The organism is Demequina sp. (assembly GCA_024707205.1).
Lineage (GTDB): Bacteria > Actinomycetota > Actinomycetes > Actinomycetales > Demequinaceae > Demequina.
In genome coordinates this window covers 2,327,865-2,353,404 of sequence record JANQAD010000001.1, presented here as the reverse complement: position 1 = coordinate 2,353,404, position 25,540 = coordinate 2,327,865, and the positions used below count along the sequence as shown (strand labels likewise).

Annotated in this window: 27 protein-coding genes and 2 pseudogenes; 5 read left to right on the top strand and 24 right to left on the bottom strand. The window is 68.1% G+C overall.

Translation table 11 applies throughout. From position 1 onward, the window contains the following. Positions 1-15: 15 nt before the first annotated feature. A complete protein-coding gene (locus NVV57_12055) occupies positions 16-570 on the top strand; it encodes an isochorismatase family protein (GenBank protein ID MCR6713366.1) in 555 nt (184 codons plus the stop codon). Here the strand turns inward: NVV57_12055 and NVV57_12050 are convergent. Further along, on the bottom strand, positions 567-1,010 hold the full coding sequence (locus NVV57_12050; protein ID MCR6713365.1) for a GNAT family N-acetyltransferase: 444 nt from the start codon (positions 1,008-1,010) through the stop codon (positions 567-569). The two genes, NVV57_12055 and NVV57_12050, sit on opposite strands and share 4 nt — an antisense overlap. A 76-nt stretch (positions 1,011-1,086) precedes the next feature. On the opposite strand from NVV57_12050, the gene NVV57_12045 reads away from it, so the two are divergent. Then, a complete protein-coding gene (locus tag NVV57_12045; protein ID MCR6713364.1) occupies positions 1,087-1,344 on the top strand; it encodes a type II toxin-antitoxin system Phd/YefM family antitoxin in 258 nt (85 codons plus the stop codon). After that, positions 1,341-1,592 carry a type II toxin-antitoxin system RelE/ParE family toxin gene (locus NVV57_12040; GenBank protein ID MCR6713363.1) on the top strand — a complete coding sequence of 84 codons (252 nt, stop codon included), beginning with the start codon at positions 1,341-1,343 and terminating at the stop codon, positions 1,590-1,592. Before NVV57_12045 ends, NVV57_12040 begins: the two co-directional genes overlap by 4 nt. Positions 1,593-2,214: 622 nt before the next feature. On the opposite strand, the gene NVV57_12035 is transcribed toward NVV57_12040, so the two are convergent. From NVV57_12035 to NVV57_12015, 5 genes are all read right to left on the bottom strand, one after another. Further along, complete coding sequence (locus NVV57_12035; protein MCR6713362.1) at positions 2,215-2,808, bottom strand: hypothetical protein; 594 nt, start codon at positions 2,806-2,808, stop codon at positions 2,215-2,217. Between the two features lie 629 nt (positions 2,809-3,437). Next, on the bottom strand, positions 3,438-4,112 hold the full coding sequence (locus NVV57_12030; GenBank protein MCR6713361.1) for a hypothetical protein: 675 nt from the start codon (positions 4,110-4,112) through the stop codon (positions 3,438-3,440). Then, positions 4,109-4,654 (bottom strand): sigma-70 family RNA polymerase sigma factor, encoded by a 546-nt coding sequence (locus tag NVV57_12025; protein MCR6713360.1) that lies wholly within the window; start codon positions 4,652-4,654, stop codon positions 4,109-4,111. The genes NVV57_12030 and NVV57_12025 overlap by 4 nt, the downstream gene beginning before the upstream one ends. Positions 4,655-4,713: 59 nt before the next feature. Then, entirely contained in the window at positions 4,714-7,050 is a 2,337-nt protein-coding gene (locus NVV57_12020) for an excinuclease ABC subunit UvrA (protein ID MCR6713359.1), read from the bottom strand. Further along, positions 7,047-7,544 carry a MarR family transcriptional regulator gene (locus tag NVV57_12015; protein ID MCR6713358.1) on the bottom strand — a complete coding sequence of 166 codons (498 nt, stop codon included), beginning with the start codon at positions 7,542-7,544 and terminating at the stop codon, positions 7,047-7,049. Before NVV57_12015 ends, NVV57_12020 begins: the two co-directional genes overlap by 4 nt. Positions 7,545-7,611: 67 nt before the next feature. Between NVV57_12015 and NVV57_12010 the strand changes: the two genes are divergently transcribed. Next, entirely contained in the window at positions 7,612-8,499 is an 888-nt protein-coding gene (locus tag NVV57_12010; protein MCR6713357.1) for an EamA family transporter, read from the top strand. 75 nt (positions 8,500-8,574) lie between these two features. Continuing rightward, the gene (locus tag NVV57_12005; GenBank protein ID MCR6713356.1) at positions 8,575-8,910 is read left to right on the top strand and encodes an RNA polymerase-binding protein RbpA; all 336 of its coding nucleotides are present in this window, start codon (positions 8,575-8,577) and stop codon (positions 8,908-8,910) included. Here NVV57_12005 and NVV57_12000 read toward each other — a convergent pair. The 18 genes and pseudogenes from NVV57_12000 to NVV57_11915 all read right to left on the bottom strand — a co-directional run bounded on the left by NVV57_12000 (position 8,907) and on the right by NVV57_11915 (position 25,523). After that, positions 8,907-9,665 carry a polyprenol monophosphomannose synthase gene (locus tag NVV57_12000; GenBank protein MCR6713355.1) on the bottom strand — a complete coding sequence of 253 codons (759 nt, stop codon included), beginning with the start codon at positions 9,663-9,665 and terminating at the stop codon, positions 8,907-8,909. The genes NVV57_12005 and NVV57_12000 overlap by 4 nt on opposite strands. Further along, positions 9,665-11,197, bottom strand: coding sequence for an apolipoprotein N-acyltransferase (lnt, locus tag NVV57_11995; protein MCR6713354.1), 1,533 nt, complete (start codon positions 11,195-11,197; stop codon positions 9,665-9,667). Before lnt ends, NVV57_12000 begins: the two co-directional genes overlap by 1 nt. Positions 11,198-11,224: 27 nt before the next feature. Further along, positions 11,225-13,951: pseudogene (locus tag NVV57_11990) on the bottom strand (DEAD/DEAH box helicase). Between the two features lie 134 nt (positions 13,952-14,085). Beyond that, positions 14,086-15,018 carry a diacylglycerol kinase family lipid kinase gene (locus NVV57_11985; GenBank protein MCR6713353.1) on the bottom strand — a complete coding sequence of 311 codons (933 nt, stop codon included), beginning with the start codon at positions 15,016-15,018 and terminating at the stop codon, positions 14,086-14,088. Then, a pseudogene (tatC, locus tag NVV57_11980) lies at positions 15,018-15,775 on the bottom strand (twin-arginine translocase subunit TatC). Before tatC ends, NVV57_11985 begins: the two are co-directional and overlap by 1 nt. A gap of 28 nt (positions 15,776-15,803) precedes the next feature. After that, on the bottom strand, positions 15,804-16,010 hold the full coding sequence (gene tatA / locus NVV57_11975; GenBank protein MCR6713352.1) for a Sec-independent protein translocase subunit TatA: 207 nt from the start codon (positions 16,008-16,010) through the stop codon (positions 15,804-15,806). A gap of 31 nt (positions 16,011-16,041) precedes the next feature. Beyond that, positions 16,042-16,539, bottom strand: coding sequence for a WYL domain-containing protein (locus NVV57_11970; GenBank protein MCR6713351.1), 498 nt, complete (start codon positions 16,537-16,539; stop codon positions 16,042-16,044). Beyond that, on the bottom strand, positions 16,454-16,960 hold the full coding sequence (locus tag NVV57_11965; GenBank protein MCR6713350.1) for an HTH domain-containing protein: 507 nt from the start codon (positions 16,958-16,960) through the stop codon (positions 16,454-16,456). The genes NVV57_11970 and NVV57_11965 overlap by 86 nt, the downstream gene beginning before the upstream one ends. A gap of 196 nt (positions 16,961-17,156) precedes the next feature. Next, the gene (locus tag NVV57_11960) at positions 17,157-17,927 is read right to left on the bottom strand and encodes a hypothetical protein (protein MCR6713349.1); all 771 of its coding nucleotides are present in this window, start codon (positions 17,925-17,927) and stop codon (positions 17,157-17,159) included. 8 nt (positions 17,928-17,935) lie between these two features. Further along, entirely contained in the window at positions 17,936-18,778 is an 843-nt protein-coding gene (gene hisG, locus NVV57_11955; protein MCR6713348.1) for an ATP phosphoribosyltransferase, read from the bottom strand. A gap of 24 nt (positions 18,779-18,802) precedes the next feature. Beyond that, a complete protein-coding gene (locus tag NVV57_11950; protein ID MCR6713347.1) occupies positions 18,803-19,066 on the bottom strand; it encodes a phosphoribosyl-ATP diphosphatase in 264 nt (87 codons plus the stop codon). Positions 19,067-19,282: 216 nt separating this feature from the next. Continuing rightward, positions 19,283-19,747 carry a 6,7-dimethyl-8-ribityllumazine synthase gene (gene ribH / locus NVV57_11945; GenBank protein ID MCR6713346.1) on the bottom strand — a complete coding sequence of 155 codons (465 nt, stop codon included), beginning with the start codon at positions 19,745-19,747 and terminating at the stop codon, positions 19,283-19,285. Continuing rightward, positions 19,744-20,985, bottom strand: coding sequence for a GTP cyclohydrolase II (ribA, locus tag NVV57_11940; protein MCR6713345.1), 1,242 nt, complete (start codon positions 20,983-20,985; stop codon positions 19,744-19,746). Before ribA ends, ribH begins: the two co-directional genes overlap by 4 nt. Then, the gene (locus NVV57_11935) at positions 20,982-21,578 is read right to left on the bottom strand and encodes a riboflavin synthase (protein ID MCR6713344.1); all 597 of its coding nucleotides are present in this window, start codon (positions 21,576-21,578) and stop codon (positions 20,982-20,984) included. The genes ribA and NVV57_11935 overlap by 4 nt, the downstream gene beginning before the upstream one ends. Before the next feature lie 73 nt (positions 21,579-21,651). Then, positions 21,652-22,500, bottom strand: a complete 849-nt coding sequence (ribD, locus tag NVV57_11930; GenBank protein ID MCR6713343.1) for a bifunctional diaminohydroxyphosphoribosylaminopyrimidine deaminase/5-amino-6-(5-phosphoribosylamino)uracil reductase RibD — start codon at positions 22,498-22,500, stop codon at positions 21,652-21,654. A 78-nt stretch (positions 22,501-22,578) separates the two neighbouring features. Beyond that, positions 22,579-23,229 (bottom strand): ribulose-phosphate 3-epimerase, encoded by a 651-nt coding sequence (rpe, locus tag NVV57_11925; protein ID MCR6713342.1) that lies wholly within the window; start codon positions 23,227-23,229, stop codon positions 22,579-22,581. A 9-nt stretch (positions 23,230-23,238) separates the two neighbouring features. Then, the gene (locus tag NVV57_11920; GenBank protein MCR6713341.1) at positions 23,239-24,591 is read right to left on the bottom strand and encodes an rRNA small subunit methyltransferase B; all 1,353 of its coding nucleotides are present in this window, start codon (positions 24,589-24,591) and stop codon (positions 23,239-23,241) included. Then, positions 24,591-25,523 carry a methionyl-tRNA formyltransferase gene (locus NVV57_11915; protein MCR6713340.1) on the bottom strand — a complete coding sequence of 311 codons (933 nt, stop codon included), beginning with the start codon at positions 25,521-25,523 and terminating at the stop codon, positions 24,591-24,593. Before NVV57_11915 ends, NVV57_11920 begins: the two co-directional genes overlap by 1 nt. Between the last annotated feature and the right edge of the window lie 17 nt (positions 25,524-25,540).

Genomic DNA, 25,540 nt, shown 5'->3' with positions numbered 1-25,540 from the left:
GCCTAGGCTGGCGTCATGACTACTTTGGAGAACCGGCCCAACGAGGCCCTGCTTGTCGTGGACGTCCAGAAGGACGTCGTTGGCGGTGCGTACAACCGTGACGCCGTAGTTTCCAACATCGCCGTGCTCGTCGATCGCGCGCGCGACGCGGGCGTGCCCGTGGTGTGGGTGCAGCACTCCGACTCCGATGGTCTCGAGATCGGCAGTGACGGTTGGCAGTACGTGGACGAGCTGGTGATGGGGGAGGGGGAGCCCGTCATCCACAAGGTTCACGGCGACTCCTTCGAGGGAACGGACCTCGGTTCGGTGCTCGAAGGCTTGGGAGTGGGCGCCCTTACGGTCGTCGGCGCACAGTCCGACGCTTGCATCAGAAACACCATTCATGGCGCCTTTACCAGGGGTTACGACGTGACGTTGGTCTCGGACGCACACACTACGGAGGACCTCAGCGAGTGGGGAGCGCCCACGCCGGATCTCGTGGTCTCGCACACGAACCTGTACTGGACGTTCACGAGCGCGCCAGGCAAGTCGGCCGAGGTGAAGAAGACGGACGAGGTCGCTTTCGGCTAGTCGAGCGACTGTTCGAAGTGGATGAATCCGGTTCGCCGCGCTACCCGGTCATAGAGGCGCTGCGCCGTCACGTTCGTGTCGTGGGTGAGCCAGTAGACCTTCTCCGCGCCGGCCGCGGCCGCAGCCTCCGTGACGTGAGCGATCAGTTCGCGACCCACGCCTAGCCCGCGCGCAGCGGGGGAGACGTAGAGGTCCTCGAGGTAGCAATAGTCGGCCGTGGACCAGGTGGACGGATGGAACAGCCAATGCACCAGTCCCAGAGCTTTGCCATCGTCGCCCCAGGCGACCGCTCCATGCAGACTCTCGCCGGCGACAAGGCGAGCAAAGACGTCACTTGTGACAGCGTCGGGCAGCGAAGACTCGTAGAAGGCGAGGTAGGCGTCCCACAGTGGCTGCCATGCGGCGCGGTCCTGACTGTGGAGAGGGGAGATGCGCGCCATGTCGCCAGGCTAGTGCGGCGCGGGCGGCCTTTCCTCGGAGGCGTGCCAAACGTACGTTCTCGGGTATTCTGGCGCAATGAGCCAGATTCCCATCACGGAGGCGCGAGACCGTCTTGCTGCGGTAGTCGATGAGGCTCGAAACGAGCCCGTCTACCTGACCAGACGCAATCGTCGTGTCGCGGCAGTGGTGGATGCCAGCGTCCTCGAACGACTCCTGAGCGATGCGGAGGAGCTTGAGGACATTCGCGCAGTCGACGAGGCATGGGCCGAGACCGAGCGACTGGGCGAAACTCCCGTTCCGTGGGAGGACGTCAAGCGCGAGCTCGGTCTGTGACCTACTCGGTTGTGGTGCTCCCGGTAGCTACTCGGGAGATCCGGAAGCTCCCTCCTGAGGCCAAGCGACGCGTGCAGGCGGTGCTGGAGCTCCTTGCAGAGAACCCCAGGCCACCGGCGGCCCGCAAGTTGGTGGGTCGCCCGGAGTGGAGGGTTAGGACGGGGGATTACCGGGTGCTCTATCGCATCGAAGATGAGGTGCTCACGGTGGTCGTGGTTCGGGCCGCTCATCGGCGGCATGCCTACTAGTCGTGCTTGGAGGCAGTCTCCGGGAGCCTGTTGACGATGATCGCGCCGACGTGGTTCTGCCCTAGTTGGTCTTGATGGTGACAGATCCGGAAATCGTGCTTATCCAGTGAATGGGGGTCACGAGCACTCGATTGCCAGCGCTATTGGCGCCTGTGATGGTGGCGTAGGCGCGTTGGCCCGCGTATACAGGCCCGCCGGAATCGCCATGGTCAGCGAAACTGAACGGAGAGACGGCGATCATATTGCAGTAGTGGCTGACGCCGTCTTCCGGGTCCAGCAAGCACTCCGCGGGAGCAGAAGTCGTAGTTCCACATGTGTTCTTGGTCTTCCATCCCCACTTGCACACGTTAATGCCAACTGGCAACGTAGCCATGGACGTGATGTTCCATACGCTTCCGGTCGTGACGCGGATCGTGTTGTCGGGAGTTCCGGACGCCACTCGACGGAACCTCAAGTCGTAGTTGCCGGAAGCCGCAGTCGTTGCGCCCACCGATTGTCCATCATAAGTCGTAACATTCTGCCTGCAGTGTTTACCCGTGACGACCCCGCTTGTGCTGCCGCGATTCGCGATGAATCCCCCAGTGCAATATGAGTCCGAGTCCTGGTAGTACTCGCCGCCGTCCTAGTACAGTTCGAGCCCTTCGCTGCGCACAATGCGGACCACTACGTCGTCACCGAGCGCCACCCTGGCACCTTGAAGAACCTCTGCCTGATGGTCTTTCGACATGTCGACGAGTCCAATTGTGACTACGCCCGTAACGGGATCCACGTCCACGCTGTCGCCACCGCCCAACACCCCTTTGAGTCGGTCTATGGTGTCGCCGATGAGCTCATCACGGGGCCCTCGACCAAGCCCCTCAACGCCGACAACCGTGACATCCCCATCGGCATCGGCCACGATTTGCTTCGCACCCTCGAGGGCAGGATATGTCACGGTGACGACGCCATGATCGCCGAACCACTCAGCCCCGACGTACTCGTCTGGATACTTGTCTTGCACCCGGGTCGCGAGGTCAGCAAACTCGCCCTGCTGCTCCGCGATCGCGGCGGCCTCAGGCTTGGAGACGTGTAGGTAGTCCGCCAGTGTTGAAAGCCATGGCTGGTCCGAGTCGTCGCCCGCGTCCGCACGCGACGGCAACAGGGCTGCCACGACGATCGCGCCGAAGAATGCGACTAGAACCACGAGCGATATTCTGCGGATGTTCGTTGAGTTCACGAGTCCCCCCGAGTTCATGCTCGCGCACCATTGCGCGAACCAGAGCGACCGTACACCCAGTCACCGCCTCGGCGCGAGGCGAAGCACGTGCACGGTCATCCCCGGTGACATTGCTACAAGGAGACTCCGATGGCTGCACGGTCACTGTCGTGCGTCTTGAGTGTGCGTTCATCTGGCTCAAGCGCTACTTGGCAGGCATAGGAAGCGTCGCACATCTCGCAATCTTCGGGCCGTTCGCCGGCCTGCCATGTGCGATGAGCATGTCGCCTCTGCGGGCCTTCACGTCGGCCGCTGTGGGCCTCCGTCGATTGTCATCAAGCAAGGTTCATGGGTGTCGCCGCCGCGCACGTCTTGGCAGCGCTGAACCGGCGGTGATAGTGGTGAAGCGCGCTTGCCGTTCGCGGACGATCCGAGCGCCGAGCTTACGTGCTTAGCCAAGCGTCGGCGAGCATCCTGAGTGGCTCCTGCGAACGAGTTCGCCTCAGTTCAGCGACTGGTTGCCCTGTTACATATAGTTCGTTCAACTCGGCGCGGGAGCTATCTCGTTGGTCTCCACCTACGCGCGCCACGTACGAAGTTCGTCTTTACTGACATAATGGACATTATCGGCGTTACGCGTGCTGTGGCTTTCAGCCTGAAGAGTTGCTCTCAGTTAGGTCCAGATAGTCCGACAGCGGCGACGTGAGAAGCACCTCGCCGGTGTGCGCGTCGATGAGGACCGCGCTGTCAGCGGGCCACGCGGGATCAGGATCGGCGATCGTCTTGCCGTCCATGTGGGCCCAGATGCCGAGCGCGTCCTTGCTCGTTCGGAAGTACGCCTCGATGACCGTGTTGTCCGACGTGTTGATCCACACCGTGTCCGGATGGTTCGCCATGAGCCAGATCTCCTCGTTCCAGTTTTCGGAGCTGTCGCAGCCCCCGGGCTCGGCGTAGGTGCTATTGAACCAGCCCTCGAAGCCCCTGAGGATTCCGCCGTCGGACCGTTCTATCGGATTACCAGGCACGACGGTCGCCACGGTGCACGGCAATGCGAGCACGTCCGCGATGTCCGGCGTGACGCTCGGACTTGGCGAGGGCGAATGCGCAGGCATCGGTGAGCTGCGGTCCCCGAGGAGCGCCTGTACCGCGAACACGGCGACACAGGCGAACACCAGTACCGCGCCGGTTGACATAACGGCTCGCCATACCCTCGCGCGCTCTACTCGATGCTCGGCAGCGTCGAGCTGGGAGTGCATCGCGGGCGCGTCAAACGCGGCCCCCGCTTGATCGCGCAGCATGCGGAAAGCGGCGCCAGCGTCGCTCATCGCGCACCTCCCTTGAGTGTGGTCACGTCCGTGGTGTCGAGATCGGCAAACTCGAGCTCCGGAAGCATCGCGCGCAGCCGTTGGATAGCCTCGTGCAGGTACCGCTTGACGGTTCCGGGAGCAAGGTTCAACGCGGCCGCAATATCGTCGACGCGCAGGTCCTCCATGTAGCGCATCACGATGCACGCGCGCTCTCGCGCTCCCAACGCCAGCACCGCTGCCCGGAGGTCCAACACCATCTCCGTCGCATGCGAGTGGTCGACCAGCGACGCGTGGACGCCGAGGTCAGCATCTGCGAACCGCGGCCGCGCCGCGGCCCTGCGGCCGTGATCGATGAATGCAGTGGCAATCGCCTTCTTCACATAGACGTGTGCCTCGTCGACCGACCGCGCGGAACGTCCCGCCTTGAATGCACGCACCAGCGCGTCCTGCAGCAGGTCGTCCGCCTCATCTCGGCTCCCCGTCAGCACGTAGGCGTAGCCAAAGAGCGCCCTGCCGCGCTCGCGTACGAGCTGCTCGAGAACACCCCGCCAGTTGCTCATCGACCCACGGTCCCCCATCTCATGTCAGCACAAACGCAGTCCCGCAAGATTTCGTTGTGTCACGCACCCACATAGTCTGCGAGGTGCTGCCCCGTAAGAGTGGACTTGGCCGCCACCAGCGACGCCGGCGTCCCCTCGAACACCACCAGCCCGCCGTCATGACCGGCGCCCGGCCCCAGGTCGATGATCCAGTCCGCGTGCGCCATGACCGCCTGATGATGCTCGATGACAATCACCGTCTTGCCGGACTCCACGAGACGGTCCAGCAGCCCCAGCAGTTTGGCGACGTCGGCCAAGTGCAAGCCCGAGGTCGGCTCGTCGAGCACGTACACGTCCCCCTTGCCGGCCATCGAGACGGCGAGCTTGAGCCGCTGCCGCTCGCCCCCGGACAGCGTCGTGAGTGGCTGGCCCAGCTTGACATAATCGATTCCCACGTCTGCCAGCCGATCCAGGATCGCGTGCGCCGCAGGGAGACTCACCGCGCCGTCGGGCCCAAAGAACGCCTCGGCGGAGCCCACCGACAGGTCCAATACCTCGGCGATATTCAAGCCGCCAAGCTTGAATTCCAACACCTCGTCCCTGAATCGGCGTCCCTCGCACTCCTCACAGACGGACTCCACGGTCTCGAGAAATCCCAACTCGGTGAAGATCACACCCGCGCCGTTGCACACGGGGCACGCGCCCTCGGAGTTGGCGGAGAACAGCGCCGGCTTGACCCCATTCACTCGCGCGAACTCCTTGCGGATCGGCTCGAGCAGCCCCGTGTACGTGGCCGGATTGGACCGCCTGGACCCGCGAATCGCACCCTGATCCACCGCCACCACGCCGTCGCGTGGAGCCACGAAACCGTGGATCAGCGAGCTCTTGCCGCTTCCAGCAACGCCAGTCACCACCGTCAGCACGCCAAGCGGGATGTCCACGCTCACGTCGCGCAGGTTGTGCAGGCTCGCCTTCTCAATAGACAGCCTGCCCGACGGGGCTCTCGCCGATTCCTTGAGCGTCGCCCTGTCGTGGAGGTGCCTTCCCGTCAGCGTGTCCGCCTCCGCGAGGGCGGCCACGGTGCCCGCAAACACCACCTCTCCCCCGCTGTCGCCGGCGCCGGGGCCCAGGTCCACCACGTGATCCGCGATGGCGATCGCCTCGGGCTTGTGTTCCACCACCAGCACGGTGTTGCCCTTGTCCCGCAGGCGAAGTAGCAGGGCGTTCATGCGCTGAATGTCGTGCGGATGCAGGCCAATGGTCGGCTCGTCGAAGACATATGTGACGTCCGTGAGGGCCGAGCCGAGGTGTCGGATCATCTTGGTGCGCTGCGACTCGCCGCCGGAGAGGGTTCCCGAGGGGCGGTCGAGCGAGAGGTAGCCCAGCCCGATCTCGACGAACGACTCCAGCAGGTGCGAGAGATTCGCGATGAGCGGCGCCACACTCGCGTCGCCCACCCCGCGCACCCAGTGAGCGAGGTCCGAGATCTGCAGCGCGCACGCGTCGGCGATGGACACACCGTCGATCCGTGACGAGCGCGCGTGCTCCGCTAGGCGCGTTCCGCCGCAGTCCGGGCACGTCTGGAACGTCACCGCGCGCTCCACGAACGCGCGGATGTGGGGCTGCATCGCGTCCACGTCCTTGGACAGCATCGACTTCTGAATCTTGGGGATCAGCCCCTCGTACGTCAGATTGATCGCCTCGAACTTCACCTTCTGCGGCGCGCCGTAGAGGAACAGGTCCCGCTGCTTCTTGGTGAAGTCCTTGATGGGCACGTCCATGGGCACGACCGCGCCAAACACGCGCACGTACCAGCCGTCCGGCGTGTATCCAGGTACCGTGAGCGCGCCGTCGGCGAGCGACTTGCTCTCGTCAAAGAGTTGGGCCAGGTCCAGGTCTGAAACTGAACCCATGCCCTCGCAGCGCGGGCACATGCCGCCGATCTGCGCGTATTCGCGCTTCTGCGCAAGCCCGGCGCCCTTCGCCACCTTTGTCTGGCCAACGCCGGTGAAGGACGGGATGTTGAACGAATACGCCTGCGGGCCGCCCACGTGAGGCGAGGCAAGCCTCGAGAAGAGCACGCGGAGCAGCGCATTCGCATCGGTGACCGTACCGACAGTGGACCGCGAGTTCGCCCCCATCCGCTCTTGGTCCACGATGATCGCGGTGGTCAGCCCCTCAAGCACGTCCACGTCCGGCCGCGACATGGTGCCCATGAAGCCCTGCACGAACGCGGGATAGGTCTCGTTGATCATGCGCTGCGACTCGGCGGCGATGGTGTCGAACACGAGCGAGCTCTTGCCTGAGCCGGAGACGCCCGTGAATACCGTGAGGCGCCGCTTGGGAAGGTCCACGCTCACGTTGCGCAGATTGTTCTCACGCGCACCCTGCACGCGGATGACGTCGTGGCTCGTCACGGAGCCTCTCCGGTGTCGATGAGCCGAGCGAAGGCGACGAGACCGCGCTTCAGGGCCGCGGCATCGGCGTCCGAGAGGCCAGCGAGAATCTCGAGCTCGTTGGCCGCGTGCGCATCGTGCGCCGCAGCCTGCACCTCGCGGCCTGCATCCGTGAGCCTCACCCACCACACCCTGCCATCTTCGGCGTCCTGGCGCCGAGTGACGAACCCTCGCTCTTCCAGCTTCCTGAGCCGATGGGTCGTGGTTCCGGACGAGATGATCAGCGCCTCGTCCAGCATCCCCGGCGTGAGCTCATACGGCGCCCCTTCCCGGCGCAGCGACGACAGCACGTCGAACTCCCACCCCTGCAGCCCGAACTCGGCGAACACCGCATCGAGCTTGACCTGAACCACCGATGCGAGTCGCGAGATGCGGCCGATCACCTCGAGCCCGGACACGTCGAGTTCCGGCCGCTCGCTCCCCCACTGCTCGATGATGCGCCCCACACTGTCCATGACGCCAACTTATCTTGACTTCAAGATAATTGGAATATATCTTGACATCAAGATAGTTGACTCCCCCATGAAGATCTCCCGCATCCTCGCCGTCACGGCCATCGCCCCCATCATCTGGGGAACCACCTACCTCGTGACCAGCGAGATCCTCCCTCCAGGGCGCCCCTTCCTCGCGGGCGTGCTGCGCGCCCTGCCAGCTGGCCTCATTCTCATCGCGATCACACGCTCGCTCCCCCGCGGCGCCTGGTGGTGGAAGTCGCTGGTCCTCGGCTCCCTCAACATCGGCGCGTTCTTCGCCTTCCTCTTCATCTCCGCCTACCGCCTTCCGGGAGGCGTCTCCGCGACCCTTGGCGCGATACACCCGCTCCTCGTGGCGCTGCTCGCCGTCGCCGTGCTGCATGAGGCGATCAACCGCCGCGCGCTCACGGCCGCGGGAATCGGCCTGGCGGGAGTGGCGATGCTCGTGCTCACGCCCGACGCTGCGCTCGACACGGTCGGCGTCCTCGCGGGCCTCGCGGGTGGGCTGAGTACCGCCTTTGGCGTCATCCTGACCAAGAAGTGGGGACGCCCCACGTCCCTTCTCGCCTTCACGGGCTGGCAGCTCGTGGCCGGAGGCCTAGTGCTGCTGATCCCCACGCTGCTCTTTGAGGGGATCCCGGCTCACCTCACGGGCACCAACATCGCCGGCTACGCGTGGCTCGCGATCGCGGGCGGCGCCGTCAGCTACTTCCTGTGGTTCCGAGGCATCCTCGCCCTGCCACCCACGCGCGTGACTCTGTTGAGCTTCCTGGCCCCACTCGTTGCGACCGCGCTGGGCTGGGCCGTGCTCGACCAGTCCCTCAGCCCACTGCAGTGGTTGGGCGCCGTAGCGATCCTTGGGGCGGTGCTCCTGGGCAATACGAGCCCCAAGGTCAAGGCGCCGCCGGTGCCCGAACTCGCCCCAGCGTCGGCCTGACGGAACAAACCCACGCCCCAACTCGTTCCACCGACAGCGGGCGCCACAAGCGCCTCACGATCGAGGGAGGCTGACATGGCTGATCGAGCATTGCGCGGCATGCGACTGGGAACCCAGAGCATGGAGACCGCAGCCCACGCCGAACTGGCGGAGCGCGTCGAGGTTCACTACGACTGCCCCAACGGGCACGTGCTGACCTTCCCGTTCTCCGTTGAGGCGGACATCCCTCTGTCGTGGGAGTGCCACTGCGGCGCGCTCGCGCTTCTGCGCGACGGCGACCGTCCCGAGATGAAGGAAGAGCGCCAGGCGCGCACGCACTGGGACATGCTCCTTGAGCGCCGCACCATCCCGGAGCTCGAGGAACTTCTCGAGGAGCGACTCGAGCTGCTTCGCGCGGGCCGCGCGGGCTAAATCGCCTTTCGCGCCGCCTTGGCGGCCCGACGCTCCGCACCAGTGATCTGCCGCCAGCGCCTCTGCGCGCCCCAGATCGTGACCTTCACGAGCGCCTCCCTGATGATGGAGCCGCTCATCTTGGAGACGCCGAGTTCACGCTCCACGAAGGTGATTGGAACCTCCTCCACGCTCCCTCCCGCCTGGATGACGCGCCACGTCATGTCCACCTGGAAGCAGTAGCCCTGCGACTCGACGCTCTCGAGATCCAATGAGGCCAGGGTCTCGGCGCGATATGCGCGGAACCCGGCCGTGGCGTCGTGCACATGCAGGCCCATGGCGAGGCGCACGTAGCGGTTGGCGTTGACGGAAAGGAACTTCCTACGCCACGGCCAGTTGACGACCTCTCCGCCCGCAACCCACCGCGAGCCGATCACGAGGTCGGCTGAGTGGGCTCGGTCCAGTAGAGCCTGCAGGTCCGCGGCCCTGTGTGAGCCGTCGGCGTCCATCTCGACGATGGTGTCGTAGCCGCGCTCGATTCCCCACGCGAAGCCTGCGATGTACGCGGCACCTAGCCCGGCCTTACCGGGCCGGTGCAGTACGTGCACGTGCGGGTCCTCGGCGGCCACAGCGTCGGCCCACGCGCCGGTTCCGTCAGGCGAATTGTCGTCCGCCACCAGGATGTCCACGTCCGGCGTGGCGGCGCGCACCGCCGCGAGTTGTACGGGGAGGGCCTCGCGCTCGTTGAAGGTTGGGATGATGACGAGGGTGCGCATTACCACTCGTACTTGTCGGCCAAGCGCTTGCGCATCGCGAAGAACGGAATCAGCACGCCGAGCCCCAGCACGATCCAGTGCTCCAGTCCCCCGAAGTACAGGGCCGGCGTCATGGACGTCCGCAGCGGAACCTCCGCGGCCATCGACGCGGGCGTGAACAGCTCCGTCTGCTGAGTGATGCGGCCGTCCGGAAGGATGATCGCGCTCACGCCGACGGTAGACGCCTGAATGGCGGTCCTGCCGAACTCGACGGCGCGCAGGCGGGTCATAGCGAGCTGCTGCGTGGACTCTGCCGTCGCGCCGAACGTCGCGTTGTTGGTCTGCACGATGATGATCTCGCCGCCGTCCACGACCGACGCGCGCACGATCTCGTCGTACGCCACCTCAAAGCAGATGATCGTGGAGATCTGCACGTTGCGGCCCAGCACCGCGGCGGGGAGGTCCATGACCGCTGGGCCCTCGCCGGGCAGCACATCCTTGGTCACGCGGTCCACGGCCGAGGAGAAGTGCCTGGCAAAGCCCCTGATGGGGATGTACTCGGCGAAGGGCGCCGGGCGCTGCTTGCGGTACTCGTCGAGGACTTTTCCGCTCGTGGACCACAGCAGGGAGACGTTGTACCTGCCGTCCGGGGGCGTGAGGTCCTGCGTGCCGAACAGCAGGGGCGCATTGGCCGTGACGGCCGCAGAGGTCACCATCTGGTTGGTCGCCTCGTCCACGCGCGGGTCGTAGTCCGCGGCGTTCTCGGGCCAGATCATGATGTCGTAGGGGCCGGGATTCTGGGCCACCAGTCGCTTGGTCTCGTCGAGGTGGTTCTGCGTCACCTCGCGCGGTTCGTCGAAGGAGTCGAGCCCGTCATTGGGCACGTTCCCCTGCACCACGCCCACACTCAGGCTGCCCCCTTCGGCCTGCGCGTTCAGCGGGATGAAGATGCCCGCCATGCCGAGCCCGATCGCAACCACGGGTGTCACGGCGACGAAACCCCAGCGTCGGGCCCTGCCGGCCTCGATGCCGAGCGCTATGACCGCACCGGTGAGCACCACGACCAATGACACCAGCAGGGCCCCGCCCGCCCACGCGAGGCTCAGGAACGGCGACGTGGACTGCGAGAAAGCGACGCGGCCCCACGGGAATCCGCCGAACGGGAAGATCGACCGCAGCTCCTCCATGGCGCCCCACAGGACCGCGAACGCGATTGGCTGCACCCACGCTCGCGCGTTGACGAGCATCGCCGAGCGCCGCACGGTGGCCCACGCGCCGCCGAAGATTCCATAGAAGAGGCCTGACGCGATCGACAGGGCCATCCAAGGGACGGCGCCCACCGCGCCGTTTGCCCACACGGTGAGCGGCAGCATGAACACCGTGCCGAAGACCCAGCCGATGAGCACGCCAGCCCACGCGCCGCAGCGGCCGAGCGCAAACCACAGCACCACGATCGCCGCGATCGCGAGCGGCCAGATGTTGAAATCGGGGAAGGCCAAAGTCAGCAGAACGCCCGCCAGAACGGCGAGCGCGAGGCTCCTCAGCAGACGCATGCCCAAAGACTACTTAGCGCTCGCGGATCAGTAGGCCACGACGCCCCGGCGCATTGCAGTGATGGCCTGGACGGCGGCCGCGCGGACCGCGCTCGAGGTGGTCGCCTCCGCTATCTGGTCCAGAGCGTCGATGACCTGTTTGCACCAGCGGACCATGTCGCCGGGCGCGATCTCCGCGCCCGCGAGCACTGTCGCGAGCGATCGCCCCTGCGCCCAGCCGTGGATGGGGCCCACGATCCCCCACTGCGGGCTCGGCAGCTCCGGGAGGCTCTTTTCGGTGTGGATGTCGTCCATCTTGGACCACACGCGCGTGGTCTCGGCGAGAGCCTTGCCGAGCACGCCCTGCGGCCCGCCGGGAACTCGCGGCGTGCGGGTCTCGTCCTCGCGGCGTCCGTTGTACAGCAGCGTCGACACGGCGGCGGCGAGCGCCGGCCCGTGCAGCTGCTCCCACACTCCCCGCCTCAGGCACTCCGCGATGACGAGGTCGTTCTCCGCGTAGAGCTTGCGCATGGTCTGGCCGGCGGGCGTGGGCTCCCGGTCCGGCGTGAGGTAGCCGAGGTCCGTGAGCACCGCCATTCGCTTGTCGAAGATGCGCGCGATCGAGCCGGTCGCCCTGTCGATCTCGTTCACCATGCGGTCCTTATCCCGCAGGCCCCGGTAGTAGCGCTCGGCCCACCGCGCGTGCGCCTCGCGGTCCGGACACGAGTGGCACGGGTGCGCTCTCAGTTGGCGCGTCAGGTCATCGAGAGTGTCATCCCTGGTATCTTCCGCCTTCTTGCGCGCGCGCTGGAAGGTGCCCGACGCTGCGCTCACCGTTGCCGCGAGCTCTCGCCTATTGCGGGCGTTGCGTGGGTCGTTGCCTTTGGGCACCTTGACCGCTCCAACGACCTCGATCCCGTGGTGGAGTTCGGAGATCGCGAGGCGGAACGTCCGTGCGTTGTCGGTGACGACCGTTGGGCGCGGGGACTCAGGATCGGCGTCCGGCTCCACGACAACGGCGAGGCCGGCGCGTCGGCCGCCGCCCACGCGCACGACGTCGCCCCTGCGAAGGCCCGCGAGCGTGCTCGCTGTTGCCTCCCGTCGGGCCCTTCCGGAGGCCTTCGCCGCGTCCTTCTGGGCGCGAGAGATGCGCTCGCGAAGTGCCGCGTACTCCATGAAGTCGCCCTTGTCGCAGTGGGCGGCCTGGCGGTACCCCTGGAGGGGCCGACTCGAGCTCTCGCGCACGCCTCGCTTTGCCCACGACGGCCTGATCGGCCTGGTACTGGGCGAAACTGAGCTCCAGCACCTCTCTCGCACGCTCCTGACCCATCTGCGCCACGAGGTTGATCGTCATGTTGTACGACGGCTGGAACGAGCTGATGAGCGGATAGGTGCGGCGGCTCGCGAGGCGGCCGAGCTGGCCAACGTCGAAGCCGGGGTGCTCGATCACCACCGCGTGCCCCTCGATGTCGATGCCGCGCCTGCCCGCCCGACCGGTGAGTTGCGTGTACTCCCCGGCCGTGAGGTCTTGGTGGGCCTTGCCGTCCCACTTCACGAGCTTCTCGAGAACGACCGACCTAGCAGGCATGTTGATGCCAAGCGCGAGCGTCTCGGTCGCGTAGACCACCTTGATGAGCCCTTGCGCGAAGAGGTGCTCGACGACCTCCTTGAAGAGCGGGATGAGGCCTGCGTGGTGCGCCGCGAGGCCGGCCTCCAGGCGCTCCCGCCAGGCCGTGTATCCGAGCGCGCCGAGGTCCTCCGTCGGCATTGCGGAGCATCGCTCGTCGACGATCTCGCGGATGAGTTGGCGCTCCGGTCCGCTGGTGAGGCGCAGGCCCGCCGCGAACACCTGGTCTACGGCGTCCTCGCAGCCCGCGCGGCTGAAGACGAACACGATCGCGGGGAGCAGGCCGTTGCGGTCCAGCTGCTCCACCACGGCGAAGCGCGGGGGCGCGCGACGCGGGCGTGGGCGCGAGCTGCCGCGCGCGGGCCTGTACCCCGCGCGCCTGAGCTCCGGGAGCACCTCGTGGCGCTGGCGCCTGGTCACGGCCACGAGCTCGGGGTTGAGCGCAGGGTTGGGGCCCGGGTCTAGGGGGTCCACTCCCGGCGAGTAAAGGTCGAAGAGGCCCTCGCGGATGAGAACGTGCGGCCACAGCGGCACGGGGCGATGCTCGGAGACGATCACGCGCGTGTCCCCGCGGACCTCGCGCAGCCACGCCCCGAACTCCTCCGCGTTGGAGACGGTCGCGGACAGCGCGACGATGGCCGTGCGCTCCTCGAGGTGGATGATCACCTCTTCCCACACGGACCCGCGGTAGCGATCGGCCAGGTAGTGCACCTCATCGAGGACCACAAAGGCGAGGCGGTCCAGGTCGAGGAGCTCGCGTAGATCATGTTGCGGAGCACCTCGGTGGTCATGACGACGATGTCCGCGTGCGGGTTGATCGAGGTGTCACCCGTGAGGAGACCCACGGCGTCGGCGCCGTACACAGCACGAAGGTCCTGGTACTTCTGGTTGCTCAGCGCCTTGATGGGGGTGGTGTAGAACGCCTTCTCGCCGCGCTCGAACGCGTGGCGCACGGCGAACTCGCCGACGAGCGTCTTCCCCGCCCCTGTGGGGGCGGCCACCAACACCGAGTGTCCGTCGGCGACCGCCTCGCACGCCTCGCGCTGGAAGTCGTCAAGCGGGAACGCGAGCGACTCGGCGAACTCCTGGAGGTCTGGGCGGTTCCTGCGCGCCTTCGCGGCAGCGAATCGCTCCGCGGGTGTTGACATGACTCCAGGCTACTTGCCGAGGCGCCCCCAACCGCGCCCCCAACACTCCTGACCACTCAACGGCCCTGTGACCGTGCACAACGCGACCAAAGGCCCTCTGAGTGGTCAGGAGTGTTGGGGCGTGGGGCGTGGGACTACCGCGGTTGGCCGCCGAGCACCGTCAGCCCAAGCGGGGCCACCTCCACGTTGAGCGGCTCGGCCCCGACGAGCTCGCCGTCGGCGTTCGCCACCGGAAGCGTCGCTCCCCCTAGGTGCTGGGCAATAGTGGCGGACCTGGCCTGCACTGTGCGAATGCGGGGATCGCCCTTGTGCGAACCATCGCGGAGCTTGGGGAAGATCTGGAGTATCTCGCGCCGCGTCAGCGGCTCGGTCACGACCACCTCGAGCAGCCCATCCGTCATCGACGAATCCGGTGAGAGCACCAGCCCGCCGCCGAAGACGGGAGTGTTGGCCACCGCGACGAGCGTGCAGCTCGTCGCCTCCGCCGGCGAGTCGCCAATCGTCACGGTGAGACCGTATGGCTGGTAGCGAGGCAGCTCCCTCAGCGTGGCGACTTTGTACTTGAGCGGGCCGCGAGGAAAAGTGAGCCTTGCCGCGTACGCCGCGACGGCGGCGTCGAGCCCGGCGCTGAGCACCGCGAGGAAGTACCTTGGCGTTCCGGGGAACTCGATGCTGGGCCCGGTGACGCGGCCAACGTCCACGCGCGCCACATCGCCACGCAGGCCGTCCTCGACCCGCCGCGCCGCGGCGCGCATGTCGTGAATCGGCAAGCTCAGAGTGGCCGCAACGTCGTTGCCGGAACCGGCGGCCATCAGGCCAAGCGGCAGCCGGTGCTCCGCGCACACCTGCGCGCCAAGGTGCGCCATCCCGTCGCCCCCAACAACCACGAGGCCGTCGAGCTCGTCGCGGTGGTTGATCGCCGCCTCGTACGAGGCTGCCCACGAACCGCGCGAGAGGTCACGCAGGCGATGACCAAAGCGCGCCAGTTCCGCGGCCGCTTCCGCTCCCCACTTCGCTCCCCTGCCCGACGCCGATGTCGGGTTGGTGATGAGGCCCAGCTCAGCCACTAGTCACCGAGCGCAGCTTCGGCCTCGAGGGCGGCCTTGCGCCGGCGACGAGAGCGCTCAAACAGCGCGGCCACACCGACGGCAGCGAAGTACAGGCCGATCATGGGGATCGCCATGATGATCATGGTGATCGCGTCCGGGGTGGGCGTCATGATGGCCGTGAAAACCGCGATGAGGAACACCGCCCACCGCCAGCCGCGCATCCACGTCGTCGGCTTCACCAGGCCGGCCGCGGAGAGCGCCACCATGATCACGGGGAAGATGAAAGCGAGCCCGAATGCGAGCACAAGTCGCATCGCGAAGCTCATGAACATCTGCGCGTCGAGGAAGTTTGACCCCTCCGGCGGCGTGAAGCCGAGGAGGATCTCTGCGGCGTGCGGGTAGACCCACAGCGACAGCGCCACGCCGCCGAGGAACAGCGGCACGGCCGCGCCGAGGAAGCCGATCGTGTACCGCTTCTCGCGCGCGCGGAGCCCGGGGCGATGAACGCCCATAGCTGATACAGCCACCACGGCGACGAGATGATGACCCCGATTACCAGGGACATCTTGACCTGCATGTCCAGCGCGGTCGCGAGTCCAGAGAAGTTGATGGACACGTCCCCGCCCGACGCTTCTGCCGCGGCCTCGATCGGCCGCGCAAGGAAGTCGAAGGCGTAGGGGTAAATGAACCAGCCGGCTATCGCACCGGCGAAGATGCCGATCGCCGCGAGAATGAGGCGGTTGCGAAACTCCTTCAGGTGCTCGCGAAGGGGCATCCGCGCACCTTCTGCGCGGCGTGATGCCCTAGTCGTCACGAGCCTCCTTGGCGGGTTTCGCCTCGCTCTCGGTGGTGGCCTCTGAGTCGGCCTTCAGGTCGCCCTTGAGGTTCTGCGTCTCTTCCTTGAGGATGTTCAGCGACTTGCCGATGCTGCGGGCGAACTCAGGAAGCTTGGGCGCGCCGAAGAGCACCAACACAACCACAAGAACCAGCACCCAGTGGATTGGCTTCATGACATCCTCCGCTCGTTAATACCCGGCCAGTCTACTCGCCGTGCGCCGCGGCCACGGATTTCGCCTGGCGCGCCACCTCGCTCCGCAGAGCGTCCGGCTCCACAGAGACGAGCGCCGTCGCAATGGTGAGCAGCCGTCCGGCGAGCCACGGCTCGTTACTGACCCCCATCGTCGCGGTCACGAGCTCGCCGTCATCGTCGAGCACCACACCGGGGATGTCCTCGAGCGCCCAGCGCCCAAACCTGCGCAGGCGGATGGTCGCCTCGTACATGGGCGCCAGGGCAAAGCCCTCGCTGCCCGACGCTGGGGTTGAGATGGGCTCGTCGGTCGCCTTGGCGCTGCGAATGCGGTCGATGCGCAGCGTCCGGTAGTCGCCGGCCCTCCGGCACCAGCACTCGAGATACGGAGCGCCGTCGATCGTCACGATGCGGTGTGGCTCCACGTCACGCAGGGTGCGGCGATCGGCCGCGTCGACGTAGTCGAGGCGAGCGACGACACCCTGGTGAATCGCGATGGCGAGCGTCTGCACGGTGTCGGCCGCGGCGTCGAGGCTCCCCGACCACCGTGACCGTCTCCTCCCCCAGCGCGGCCGTGATCTTCTCCAGCGCGCTCTGGGCGGCGCGGGGGGCGACGCCGGCGCCCACAATCGCCGAGAGCGCCGCGACGAGAGCAACGCCCTCGCGCGGCCCCAGGCGAACCTGGGTGGCGCCCTGCGTGTTCGTGATCTTGGCGATTCCGGAGTCGAAGGAGTCGGAGTCGAAGTCGATCAGGTCGTTGGCGAAGCCGCCGGGGCGACCAACGAGCCACAGCTGGTCGATGTCCTTCGCGATCTGGTCGCGGCTCACGCCGAAGTGCTCGGCGAGCTCCTCGAAGCTCGTTGAGCCGTTGTCCTCGAGGTAGGCGACGATCCCGAGGAGTCGCGCGACCCGGGCGCGGGAGTTCTCACTCACGGGTGGCCTCCACCGCGGCGCCGACGTAGCGCATGACGTCGTCGACGAGCTGCTGTGGGGCCACGGCGCGCGCCGAGCCTCCCAGCGAGAGCACTTCCGCACGCAAGGAGTCGAGATGGCGATACGGGACGTCGATGAGGTCCCATTCGCCATCCGTTCCTACCTGCGTGCCGGCCAGGCGCAGCCGTGACCGGCCTCAGGTCGCAGCGCCAGGGTCGCAGTGCCGACGATCGCGCCTGGACCCTGTTCGCCGAGAGGGCCCAACGGGACCTGTTTCGGAATCTCGTACGCGCCGCCCTCGCCCACGGCCTTGACACCGCCAATGATGCGGCTCAGGCGAAAGGTGCGCGGAGCGTCGGCCGTGCGGTCGCGGCCCACCAGGTACTCGGTGCCGTAGACCATGACGATGCGCCACGGCTCCACGGTGCGAACCGCGGGTGCGGAGGTGGACGACGCGTACTCGAAGCGGACCGCCCTGCGATCGTGAAGCGCCTCGGCGAGCGTGCCGAGCGCCGCCCGAGTCCCCGTGGCGCGCGCGCCGAAGGGGAAGCTCGGGGACGGGCTCGTGCTGGACGCGACTCGCGACCTTGGTGACGGCCTGCTTGGCGTCCGTGCCGAGCGCGGCATCGCGCCAGTAGTCGACGGCGAGGCTCAGCACCGCGAGCTCGGCGGCCGTGAGGTCGATCGGCTCCATCGTGGCCGCGGACGGGTCGATGCGGTAGCCGATGTCCGCGCCGTGTGCTGCGTCGACGACGGTCTGGAGCGGAACGCCGAGCCGGCGCAGGTCCTCCTTGTCGCGCTCGAACATCCGCTCAAAGGCCGTGTCCGCCTTGGCGTCTTCGCCCTGCATGCGCGCGTCGTAGCCGTAGACCGTGGAGCGGATGTCCTGCTTGGTGAGGCGCGCGCGAGTAGAGCTCAGCGCGATGAAGAGGTTGAGCAGCCGCTCCTCCGGGGCGATCCGGTCCAACGCAGCTCCTAGACCCGGACCGCGAGCAGCTCGGTGGTGAGGATGGCGCGCGCGCCAACCGCGTAGAGGTCGTCCATGATGTGGTTCATCTCCGTACGCGGCACCATGACTCGCACCGCGTGCCACTCGGCGCCGTGGAGCGGGGTCACCGTTGGCGCCTCGAAGCCGGGGCTCACGGCGATGGCGGCCTCGAGCGCCTCATTCGGCACGTCGTAGTCCACGAGCACGTACTGGCGTGCCATGAGCACGCCGCGCAGGCGGCCGGTGAGGGTCGCGATCTCGTCCGCGGGCGCGCCGGGGGCGGTGATGAGGATCGCCTCGGACTTGAGGATGGGGTCCCCGAAGACCTCGAGTCCCGCGGCACGCAGGGTGGATCCGGTCTCGACCACGTCGGCGACGACGTCAGCGACGCCGAGGCGAACCGAAGACTCCACCGCGCCGTCCAGGCGCACCACGGTCGCCTCGACCCCAAACGACTTCAGGTGGTTCTTGACGAGATGCGGATACGACGTCGCAACGCGGAGCCCCTGGACCTGCTCAACCGTGGTCGCGGTGCCGACCGGCGCCGCGTAGCGGAAGGTGGAGCTCGCGAACCCGAGCTCGAGGTGCTCCGTGGCCTCAGCGCTTGAGTCGAGGAGCAGGTCGCGGCCCGTGATGCCGGCGTGGACCGTACCCGCGCCAACATAGACGGCCACGTCGCGCGGGCGAAGGAAGAAGAACTCGACGTCGTTGCGGGCGTCCACGAGCACCAGGTCCCTGTCGCTGGAGCGCTGCTTGTAGCCGGCCTCGCGGAGCAGCTGGCTTGCGGGCTCAGAGAGCGAGCCCTTGTTCGGTACGGCGATGCGGAGCACGTTTCTCCTGGTAATCGTTGTGGTCTACAGGTATCGGCCGACGTCTTCGAGCGTCAGTCCGCGAGCGATCATCATGACCTGGGCGTGGTACAGCAGCTGCGAGATCTCCTCCGCGGCGGCCTCGTCCGACTCGTACTCAGCCGCCATCCACGCCTCGGCGGCCTCCTCGACGAGCTTCTTGCCGATGGCATGCACGCCCGCGTCGAGAAGGCGCACGGTCCCGGATCCCTCGGGACGCTCGGCGGCGCGGGCGGTGAGCTCCGCGAACAGCTCGTCAAAGGTTTTCACGCGCCCAACCCTACCGAACCGCGAGGGCGACGATTAAGACCCGCCCGGCCCCGCCGTCGGGCCGCTGCCGTTAAGGCTCCGCACGGAACGTGTGACGCATGTGACTCACCTGGACCTCCGGGCGCCGCGTGGGCGCGTGTGTGCGTCACTCTGGTCACAGGGACCGTGCGGAGCCTACGGGCCGACGGTGGGGTTGGGCGGGGTGGGCTGGCTCGGCTAGAGCTGGCGCAGCGTGAGCGCCGTGGTGAGCGCGGCCTCTACGGCCTCGGCGCCCTTGTCCTCGCGAGACCCTGGCAGGCCCGCGCGGTCGAGCGCCTGTGCGTCGTCGTCGCAGGTGAGCACGCCGAAGCCCACGGGCACCAGGTGCGTGCGGGCCACATCGGTGAGGCCGAGCGTCACGGACTGACACACGTACTCGAAGTGAGGAGTGGCGCCCTTGATGACCACGCCGAGCGCGGCGATCGCGTCGGCGCCGTTGCGGGCGAGCGCCTCCGCGACCACGGTGAGCTCCACGGCACCCGCCACGCGGGTCACGCGATAGCCGGCCCCGGCGGCCTCTGCGGCGCGAATGGCGCCCGCCACCAGTCCGTCCATGACCTCCGTGTGCCACTGGGACGCCACGATCTCGACCGTCAGCCCGGATCCGTCAACGCTCAACGACGGTGCACCAGCGCCGCTCATGCGCCCTCCTCCATGATGTGGCCCATGCGCTCCGCCTTGGTGCGGCGGTACGCCTCGTTCTCCGGGTGCGCGCCAACGTGGTGCGGCACGCGCTCCACCACGTCGATGCCGGAGGCACGCAGGCCCTCGACCTTCGCGGGGTTGTTCGTCAGCAGCCGCACGCTCGTGAAGCCAAGGTCCGCGAGGATCGCGGCGGCCGCACCGTACTCGCGGCGGTCGATCGGGAGGCCAAGGTCGGTGTTCGCGTCCACGGTGTCGCGCCCCTGGTCCTGCAGCGCGTACGCCTGGATCTTCGCGACGATGCCGATGCCCCGGCCCTCGTGACCCGTGAGGTAGACCACCGCACCGCCTTCTGCGGCGACACGATCGATGGCGGCGTCCAGCTGCGGGCCGCAGTCGCAGCGCAGCGAGCCGAACGCGTCACCCGTGAGGCACTCGGAGTGCACGCGCACAATGGGCGTGCGGCCCTCGGGAACCGGCGCGATGAGCGCGACGTGCTCGTGGCCCGTGCGCGCGTCGCGGTAGCCGCGGACGGTGACCTCCCCATGCTTGGTGGGGAGGCGTGCCTCACCCTCGGCGAGCACGCGGTGCGTTTGCGGGGCCGACGGCGCGGGCAGGTCGTTCTTTGCGCGGCGGTAGGCGATGAGGTCGGCGATGGTCATGAGAACCAACCCCTCCTTGGAGGCGAGTGCGGAAGCATCGCCCTGGCGCATCATGGTGCCGTCGTCGTTCACGAGTTCGGCGATGACCCCGACAGGCTCGAGGCCGGCAAGCCGACACAGATCGACGCACGCCTCCGTGTGGCCGGGACGATGCAGGACTCCACCTGCAACAGCGCGCAGCGGCAGAACATGCCCGGGACGGATGAATTCGTCCGGGGACGCGTCCGCCTTGGCCAAAATCTGCAAAGTGCGGTGCCGGTCCGCCGCGGAGATGCCCGTGGTCACCCCACTCGCAGCGTCCACGGACACCGTGTACGCCGTTCGCCGCGGGTCCTGGCTGTTCGGCACCATGAGCGGGAGCTTGAGGCTGTCGGCCTTCTCCCCCGGCATGGGCGCGCACAGATAGCCGCTCGAGTGGCGGATGCCCCACGCCACCCACTCGACGGTGGTGGTCTGTGCGGACATGATGAAGTCCGCCTCGTCCTCGCGATCGCGAGAGTCCGCAACGAGCACGGGACGGCCGGCGCGCAGTTCCGCGAGGGCGCGCTCAACCAGCGCGATGGGATCGGGGCTCACGACGACCTCTCCCCCAGCATCCGCTCCACGTACTTGCCCACGACGTCCACCTCCACGTTCACCACGGCACCGACGGGCAGCTCACCCAGATTGGTCTCCGTGAGAGTAGTCGGGATCAGTGACACGGTGACGAGGTCGTCGACCAGTTCGGCCACGGTGAGCGACACGCCGTTGAGCGCGATCGAGCCCTTGCGCACCACATACCGCGAGTAACCAGGCGCGATGCGGAACGTGAGGTCGGTCCAGTCGGGCTGCGAGTCCTTGGCGACGAGCTCAGCCGTGCCGTCCACGTGACCCTGCATGATGTGCCCACCCAAGCGAGCGTCGGCCCTCAGGGCGCGCTCAAGGTTCACCCGGTCCCCAACCGACACGCTGCGCAGCGAGGTGGTCTCCAGGGTGACGCGCATGACGTCGGCGACCCATTCGTCGCCAGTGTGCTTGGCGACCGTGAGGCACACGCCGTTCACGGCGATCGACTCCCCGAACTCAAGGTCCCCTCCCCAGCCAGGGGTTGCAATCGTCAGTTGCGACTGGGCGCCGTGTTCGGCGATCGCGGTGACGGTGCCTACGGCCTCAACAAGCCCGGTGAACATCAGGTCTCCTTCGTGAGAACGGCGGTGACAAGCGTATCGATGCCCAATTGGGTCACCGTCACGTCCTTGCCTCTCAACGCGTCCGCCATGGTGCCGATTCCCAGGTCCGATACCGCCGCCGTGCCACTCCCGAGGATCGCGGGAGCGATGTACGCGTGGACCTCGTCCACGAGGCCGCCCGCAGAAATGCGCTCGTGACGGTGGCGCCCCCCTCGACGAGCACGGTTCGGCACTCGCGCTCCCACGCCTTCGCCAGCCCGACGCTGGGGTCGCGTGAGGCCACGCGCTCGGCATTGGCGTCACGCCAGACCTTGGCGCCGGCGGTGTCGCGCTCACCGAGGACGATGCGGAGGGGCTGGTGCGGTTCAGCGACGCCCGCGGGGCGGGCGCTGAGTTCCGGATCGTCGATCGCGACGGTGCCCGTGCCCACGATGATCGCGTCCACCTCTGCGCGCACGCTGTGCGCGTGCTCGCGCGCCTCCTCGCCGGTGATCCAGAAGCTCGTGCCGTCGGCCGCGGCCGTGCGCCCGTCAAGGGTCGAGGCCCACTTCGCGATCACATACGGCCGCTGCCGCGCCATGGCCACGAGCCAGCGGCGATTGAGCCCGCGGGCAACGGCGTGCGGGACGAGTTCCACGTCGATTCCGCGCCCGGCGAGATAGGCGGCGCCACCGGCGGCGGTGGGGTTGGGATCGGGAACCGCGTAGACCACCCTGGCAACCCCGGCATCGGCCAGGGCCACGGCGCATGGTCCCGTGCGGCCGGTGTGGTTGCAGGGCTCCAGAGTCACGAAGGCGGTCGCGCCGCGCACGGACACCCCGGACAGGGCGGCTGCGGCCAGCGCGGCGGCCTCCGCATGGGGCGTGCCCGCGCCCCGGTGATAGCCCTCGGCGAGGACCGCCCCGTCAACGCCCACGATCACGCAGCCAACCCTGGGGTTGGGCCCATGCGCCGCCCACGTGCGGCGAGCTCCGCCGCCCTATCCATCGCCTCCGCCACGTCAGGCCTGCTGGGCAAGCTCGCGAAGCGCGCGAACCTCGGCGCTTGGGTCGTGCGAGCCGTAGATCGCGGACCCCGCCACGAAGGTGTCGCCGCCCGCCAGGGCCACGGTCGCGATGGTGTCGCGCGCGATCCCGCCGTCCACCTGGAGCCACACATCGGCTCCCGCCTTGTCCACGGCCGCTCGCAGCGCCTCGAACTTGGGCATCATGTCCGCCATGAACTCCTGACCGCCGAAGCCCGGCTCCACGGTCATCACGAGCACCATGTCCACCTCATCGAGCAGCTCGATGGCGCGCTCGACCGGCGTGCCTGGCTTGATCGCGACCGAGGCGCGAACGCCCGCCGCACGGAGGTCCCGAGCAACCTTCCGCGGGTCCTTCGCCGCCTCGAAGTGGTACGTCACCGAGAACGCGCCGAGCTCCGCGTACCGCACGGCCCAGTAGTCGGGGTCCTCGATCATGAGATGCACATCCACGGGCATCGGAGCCACCTCGCAGAGCCGCTTCACCACGGGCACGCCCAGGGTGAGGTTGGGCACGAAGTGGCCGTCCATGACGTCCACGTGCAGCAGGTCCGCATCGCTCACGGCGCGAATATCGCGCTCGAGGTTCGCGAAGTCGGCGGAGAGGATCGAGGGGGCAATGCGCATGGTTCGACCCTACCCGTGCGGCCGTTGCAGGATCGCGAGATACATCGCGTCCGTCCCGTGGGCGTGCGGCCACAGCTGCACGTGCGGGCCGGCGCCCCAACTGCGGCGCGGAGTGCCCGTGATCTGGGCGATGCTCGCCCGCGCGTCCACGAGCTCGAGCCCATGCGCTCCCGCGACAACGTCCCTGGTCTCGGCGAGAACCGGGCTGCACGTCACATAGGCGACGAGACCGCCGGGCTTCAGCGCTCCGGCCGCGGCCGCGAGCAGCTCGGACTGGAGCTCGGCGAGGATCGGAACGTCCGCAGGCTCGCGCCGCCAGCGCGCCTCCGGGCGCCGCCGCAGGGCGCCGAGCCCGGTGCACGGGGCGTCGAGCAGGATGCGGTCGAAGGCGGCGGGCGGGAGCTCGCGCGAGTCGGTCGTGGTCACCGTGACCACGGCCTCCGGCAGCGCCCGCACGGCGTTCCGGACCAGCCGGGCCCTGTGCTCGTGCACTTCGTTCGCCTGCAGGGTCGCACCGTGCTGCGCGGCCAGGGCTCCGAGCAGGGCGGCCTTGCCGCCGGGTCCGGCACACATGTCGAGCCAGCGCTCGCCGGGCTCCACGTCGCGGAACGCGACGAGCGCCCCAGCCACGAGCTGGCTTCCCTCGTCCTGCACGGCCGCGGCGCCCGACGCTACGGCGGGTATGGCGCCAGGGTCGCCTCCGGTGAGGGTTGCGCCCCATGGCGAGAAGCGAGTGGGCTCTCCCGGCAGTTCCGCGCGGTCCGCGAGCCCGGGTCGGGCCACGAGCGTGACCGCCGCGGGCGCGTTGTCGGCCACGAGCACCTGCTCGAGCTGCTCGGGACGCCCATCCGCGGCGAGGGCCTCGGCGAGGGCATTGACCACCCACTCGGGATGCGAGTGGCGGATCGCGAGGTCCTCCCGCGAGCTGCTCGGCGCAACGAGCGCGACCCACGCGTCGAGCTTCCGCTCCACGATCCGCCGCATCACGGCATTGACGAGAGGCGCGACGCGCGGGCCGCCGTGCCTGCGCGCGAGGTCCACTGTCTCTGACACCGCCGCGTGCGGCGGCACCCGCATCGACAGCGCCTGGTGCGCCCCCAGCCACAGCGACCACCTCACCGGCGCATCCAGCGCGCTCGGCTCCCGCTTTGCCGCGTGGGCGATCACGGCGTCGTAGAAGCCGTGCATGCGCAGGGTGCCGTACGCGAGCTCCGTCGCGAACGCGGCATCGCGGCCGCTGAGGGACAGCGCCGCGAGGATTCCCGGCATCGCCAGATTCGCGTACGCCTCCTCCGCGTCCACCGCGCGCACGCAGCGAAACGCCGCCTCTCTCGCCGCGTCGATCGCCGTGCCCGGTGGCATCAGGCCTCCCCCAGCATGGCCGCCTCGCCCAGGCGGGCCCCACGCCACCAGTCGCACGCGTCCATCGCCTTGCGCCCCGCGGGAGCGATCCAGCTGAGCGCAACCGGCGCCGTGCCCGTGCCGACCGCGACCTCATCGCCTCGCAGGGCGAGCTGTCCGGGAGGCAAACCCGGCCCCGTACGAGGGGCGACGGGCCCAATCTTGGCGACCGTGCCGTCGGGCAGCGTGGTCCACGCTCCGGGCGCGGGCGTGACTCCCCTGACCTGCCTGTCAACGATGTGCGCCGGCCGCTCCCACGCGACGTAGGCGTCCTCGCGGGTGAGCTTGTGCGCGTAGGAGACGCCGTCCTCTGGCTGCGGAATGGGCGCCGCGACCCCGCCGACGAGAGCCTCGAGCGAGTGCACGAGCAGCCCCGCCCCAAGCCCCGCAAGGCGTTCGAGGAGCACTCCGGCGGTGTCGTCGTGGCGGATTCGCTCGGTGAGGGTGCCGATCACCGGCCCGGTGTCGAGGCCGTTGTCGATGACGAACGTGGAGGCGCCCGTGATGTCGTCGCCCGCCATCACGGCGCGCTGCACCGGGGCGGCCCCGCGCCACGCTGGGAGCACGGAGAAGTGCAGGTTCACCCAGCCGTGCGTGGTTGCGCCAAGCAGCTCTGGCCGCAGGATCTGCCCGTAGGCGACGACGGCGGCCACGTCCGCCTCGAGCGAGGCGATGTGGGCGACGGTCTCGGGGTCCGACGCTCTGGCCGGGGTGAGCACGTCGAGCTCCAGTTCGCGCGCGGCGAGGCTGATCGGGCTTGGCTGGAGCGCGCGTCCGCGCTTGCCAGGAGCATCTGGCTGGGTGAGGACGGCGACGACGTCATGCCCTGCGTCGACGATCGCCGTCAGCGCGGGAACTGCGATGAGCGGGGTGCCCGCGAACACGACGCGCATGCATCCATCCTATGAGT

Coding starts and splice junctions, on each gene's coding strand:
- NVV57_12055 (MCR6713366.1), top strand. CDS start 16: ATGACTACTTTGGAGAACCGGCCCAACGAGGCCCTGCTTGTCGTGGAC.
- NVV57_12050 (MCR6713365.1), bottom strand. CDS start 1,010: ATGGCGCGCATCTCCCCTCTCCACAGTCAGGACCGCGCCGCATGGCAG.
- NVV57_12045 (MCR6713364.1), top strand. CDS start 1,087: ATGAGCCAGATTCCCATCACGGAGGCGCGAGACCGTCTTGCTGCGGTA.
- NVV57_12030 (MCR6713361.1), bottom strand. CDS start 4,112: ATGAGCGACGCTGGCGCCGCTTTCCGCATGCTGCGCGATCAAGCGGGG.
- NVV57_12025 (MCR6713360.1), bottom strand. CDS start 4,654: ATGAGCAACTGGCGGGGTGTTCTCGAGCAGCTCGTACGCGAGCGCGGC.
- NVV57_12015 (MCR6713358.1), bottom strand. CDS start 7,544: ATGGACAGTGTGGGGCGCATCATCGAGCAGTGGGGGAGCGAGCGGCCG.
- NVV57_12010 (MCR6713357.1), top strand. CDS start 7,612: ATGAAGATCTCCCGCATCCTCGCCGTCACGGCCATCGCCCCCATCATC.
- NVV57_12005 (MCR6713356.1), top strand. CDS start 8,575: ATGGCTGATCGAGCATTGCGCGGCATGCGACTGGGAACCCAGAGCATG.
- NVV57_12000 (MCR6713355.1), bottom strand. CDS start 9,665: ATGCGCACCCTCGTCATCATCCCAACCTTCAACGAGCGCGAGGCCCTC.
- lnt (MCR6713354.1), bottom strand. CDS start 11,197: ATGCGTCTGCTGAGGAGCCTCGCGCTCGCCGTTCTGGCGGGCGTTCTG.
- tatA (MCR6713352.1), bottom strand. CDS start 16,010: ATGAAGCCAATCCACTGGGTGCTGGTTCTTGTGGTTGTGTTGGTGCTC.
- ribH (MCR6713346.1), bottom strand. CDS start 19,747: ATGAGCGGCGCTGGTGCACCGTCGTTGAGCGTTGACGGATCCGGGCTG.
- NVV57_11935 (MCR6713344.1), bottom strand. CDS start 21,578: ATGTTCACCGGGCTTGTTGAGGCCGTAGGCACCGTCACCGCGATCGCC.
- rpe (MCR6713342.1), bottom strand. CDS start 23,229: ATGCGCATTGCCCCCTCGATCCTCTCCGCCGACTTCGCGAACCTCGAG.
- NVV57_11920 (MCR6713341.1), bottom strand. CDS start 24,591: ATGCCACCGGGCACGGCGATCGACGCGGCGAGAGAGGCGGCGTTTCGC.
- NVV57_11915 (MCR6713340.1), bottom strand. CDS start 25,523: ATGCGCGTCGTGTTCGCGGGCACCCCGCTCATCGCAGTTCCCGCGCTG.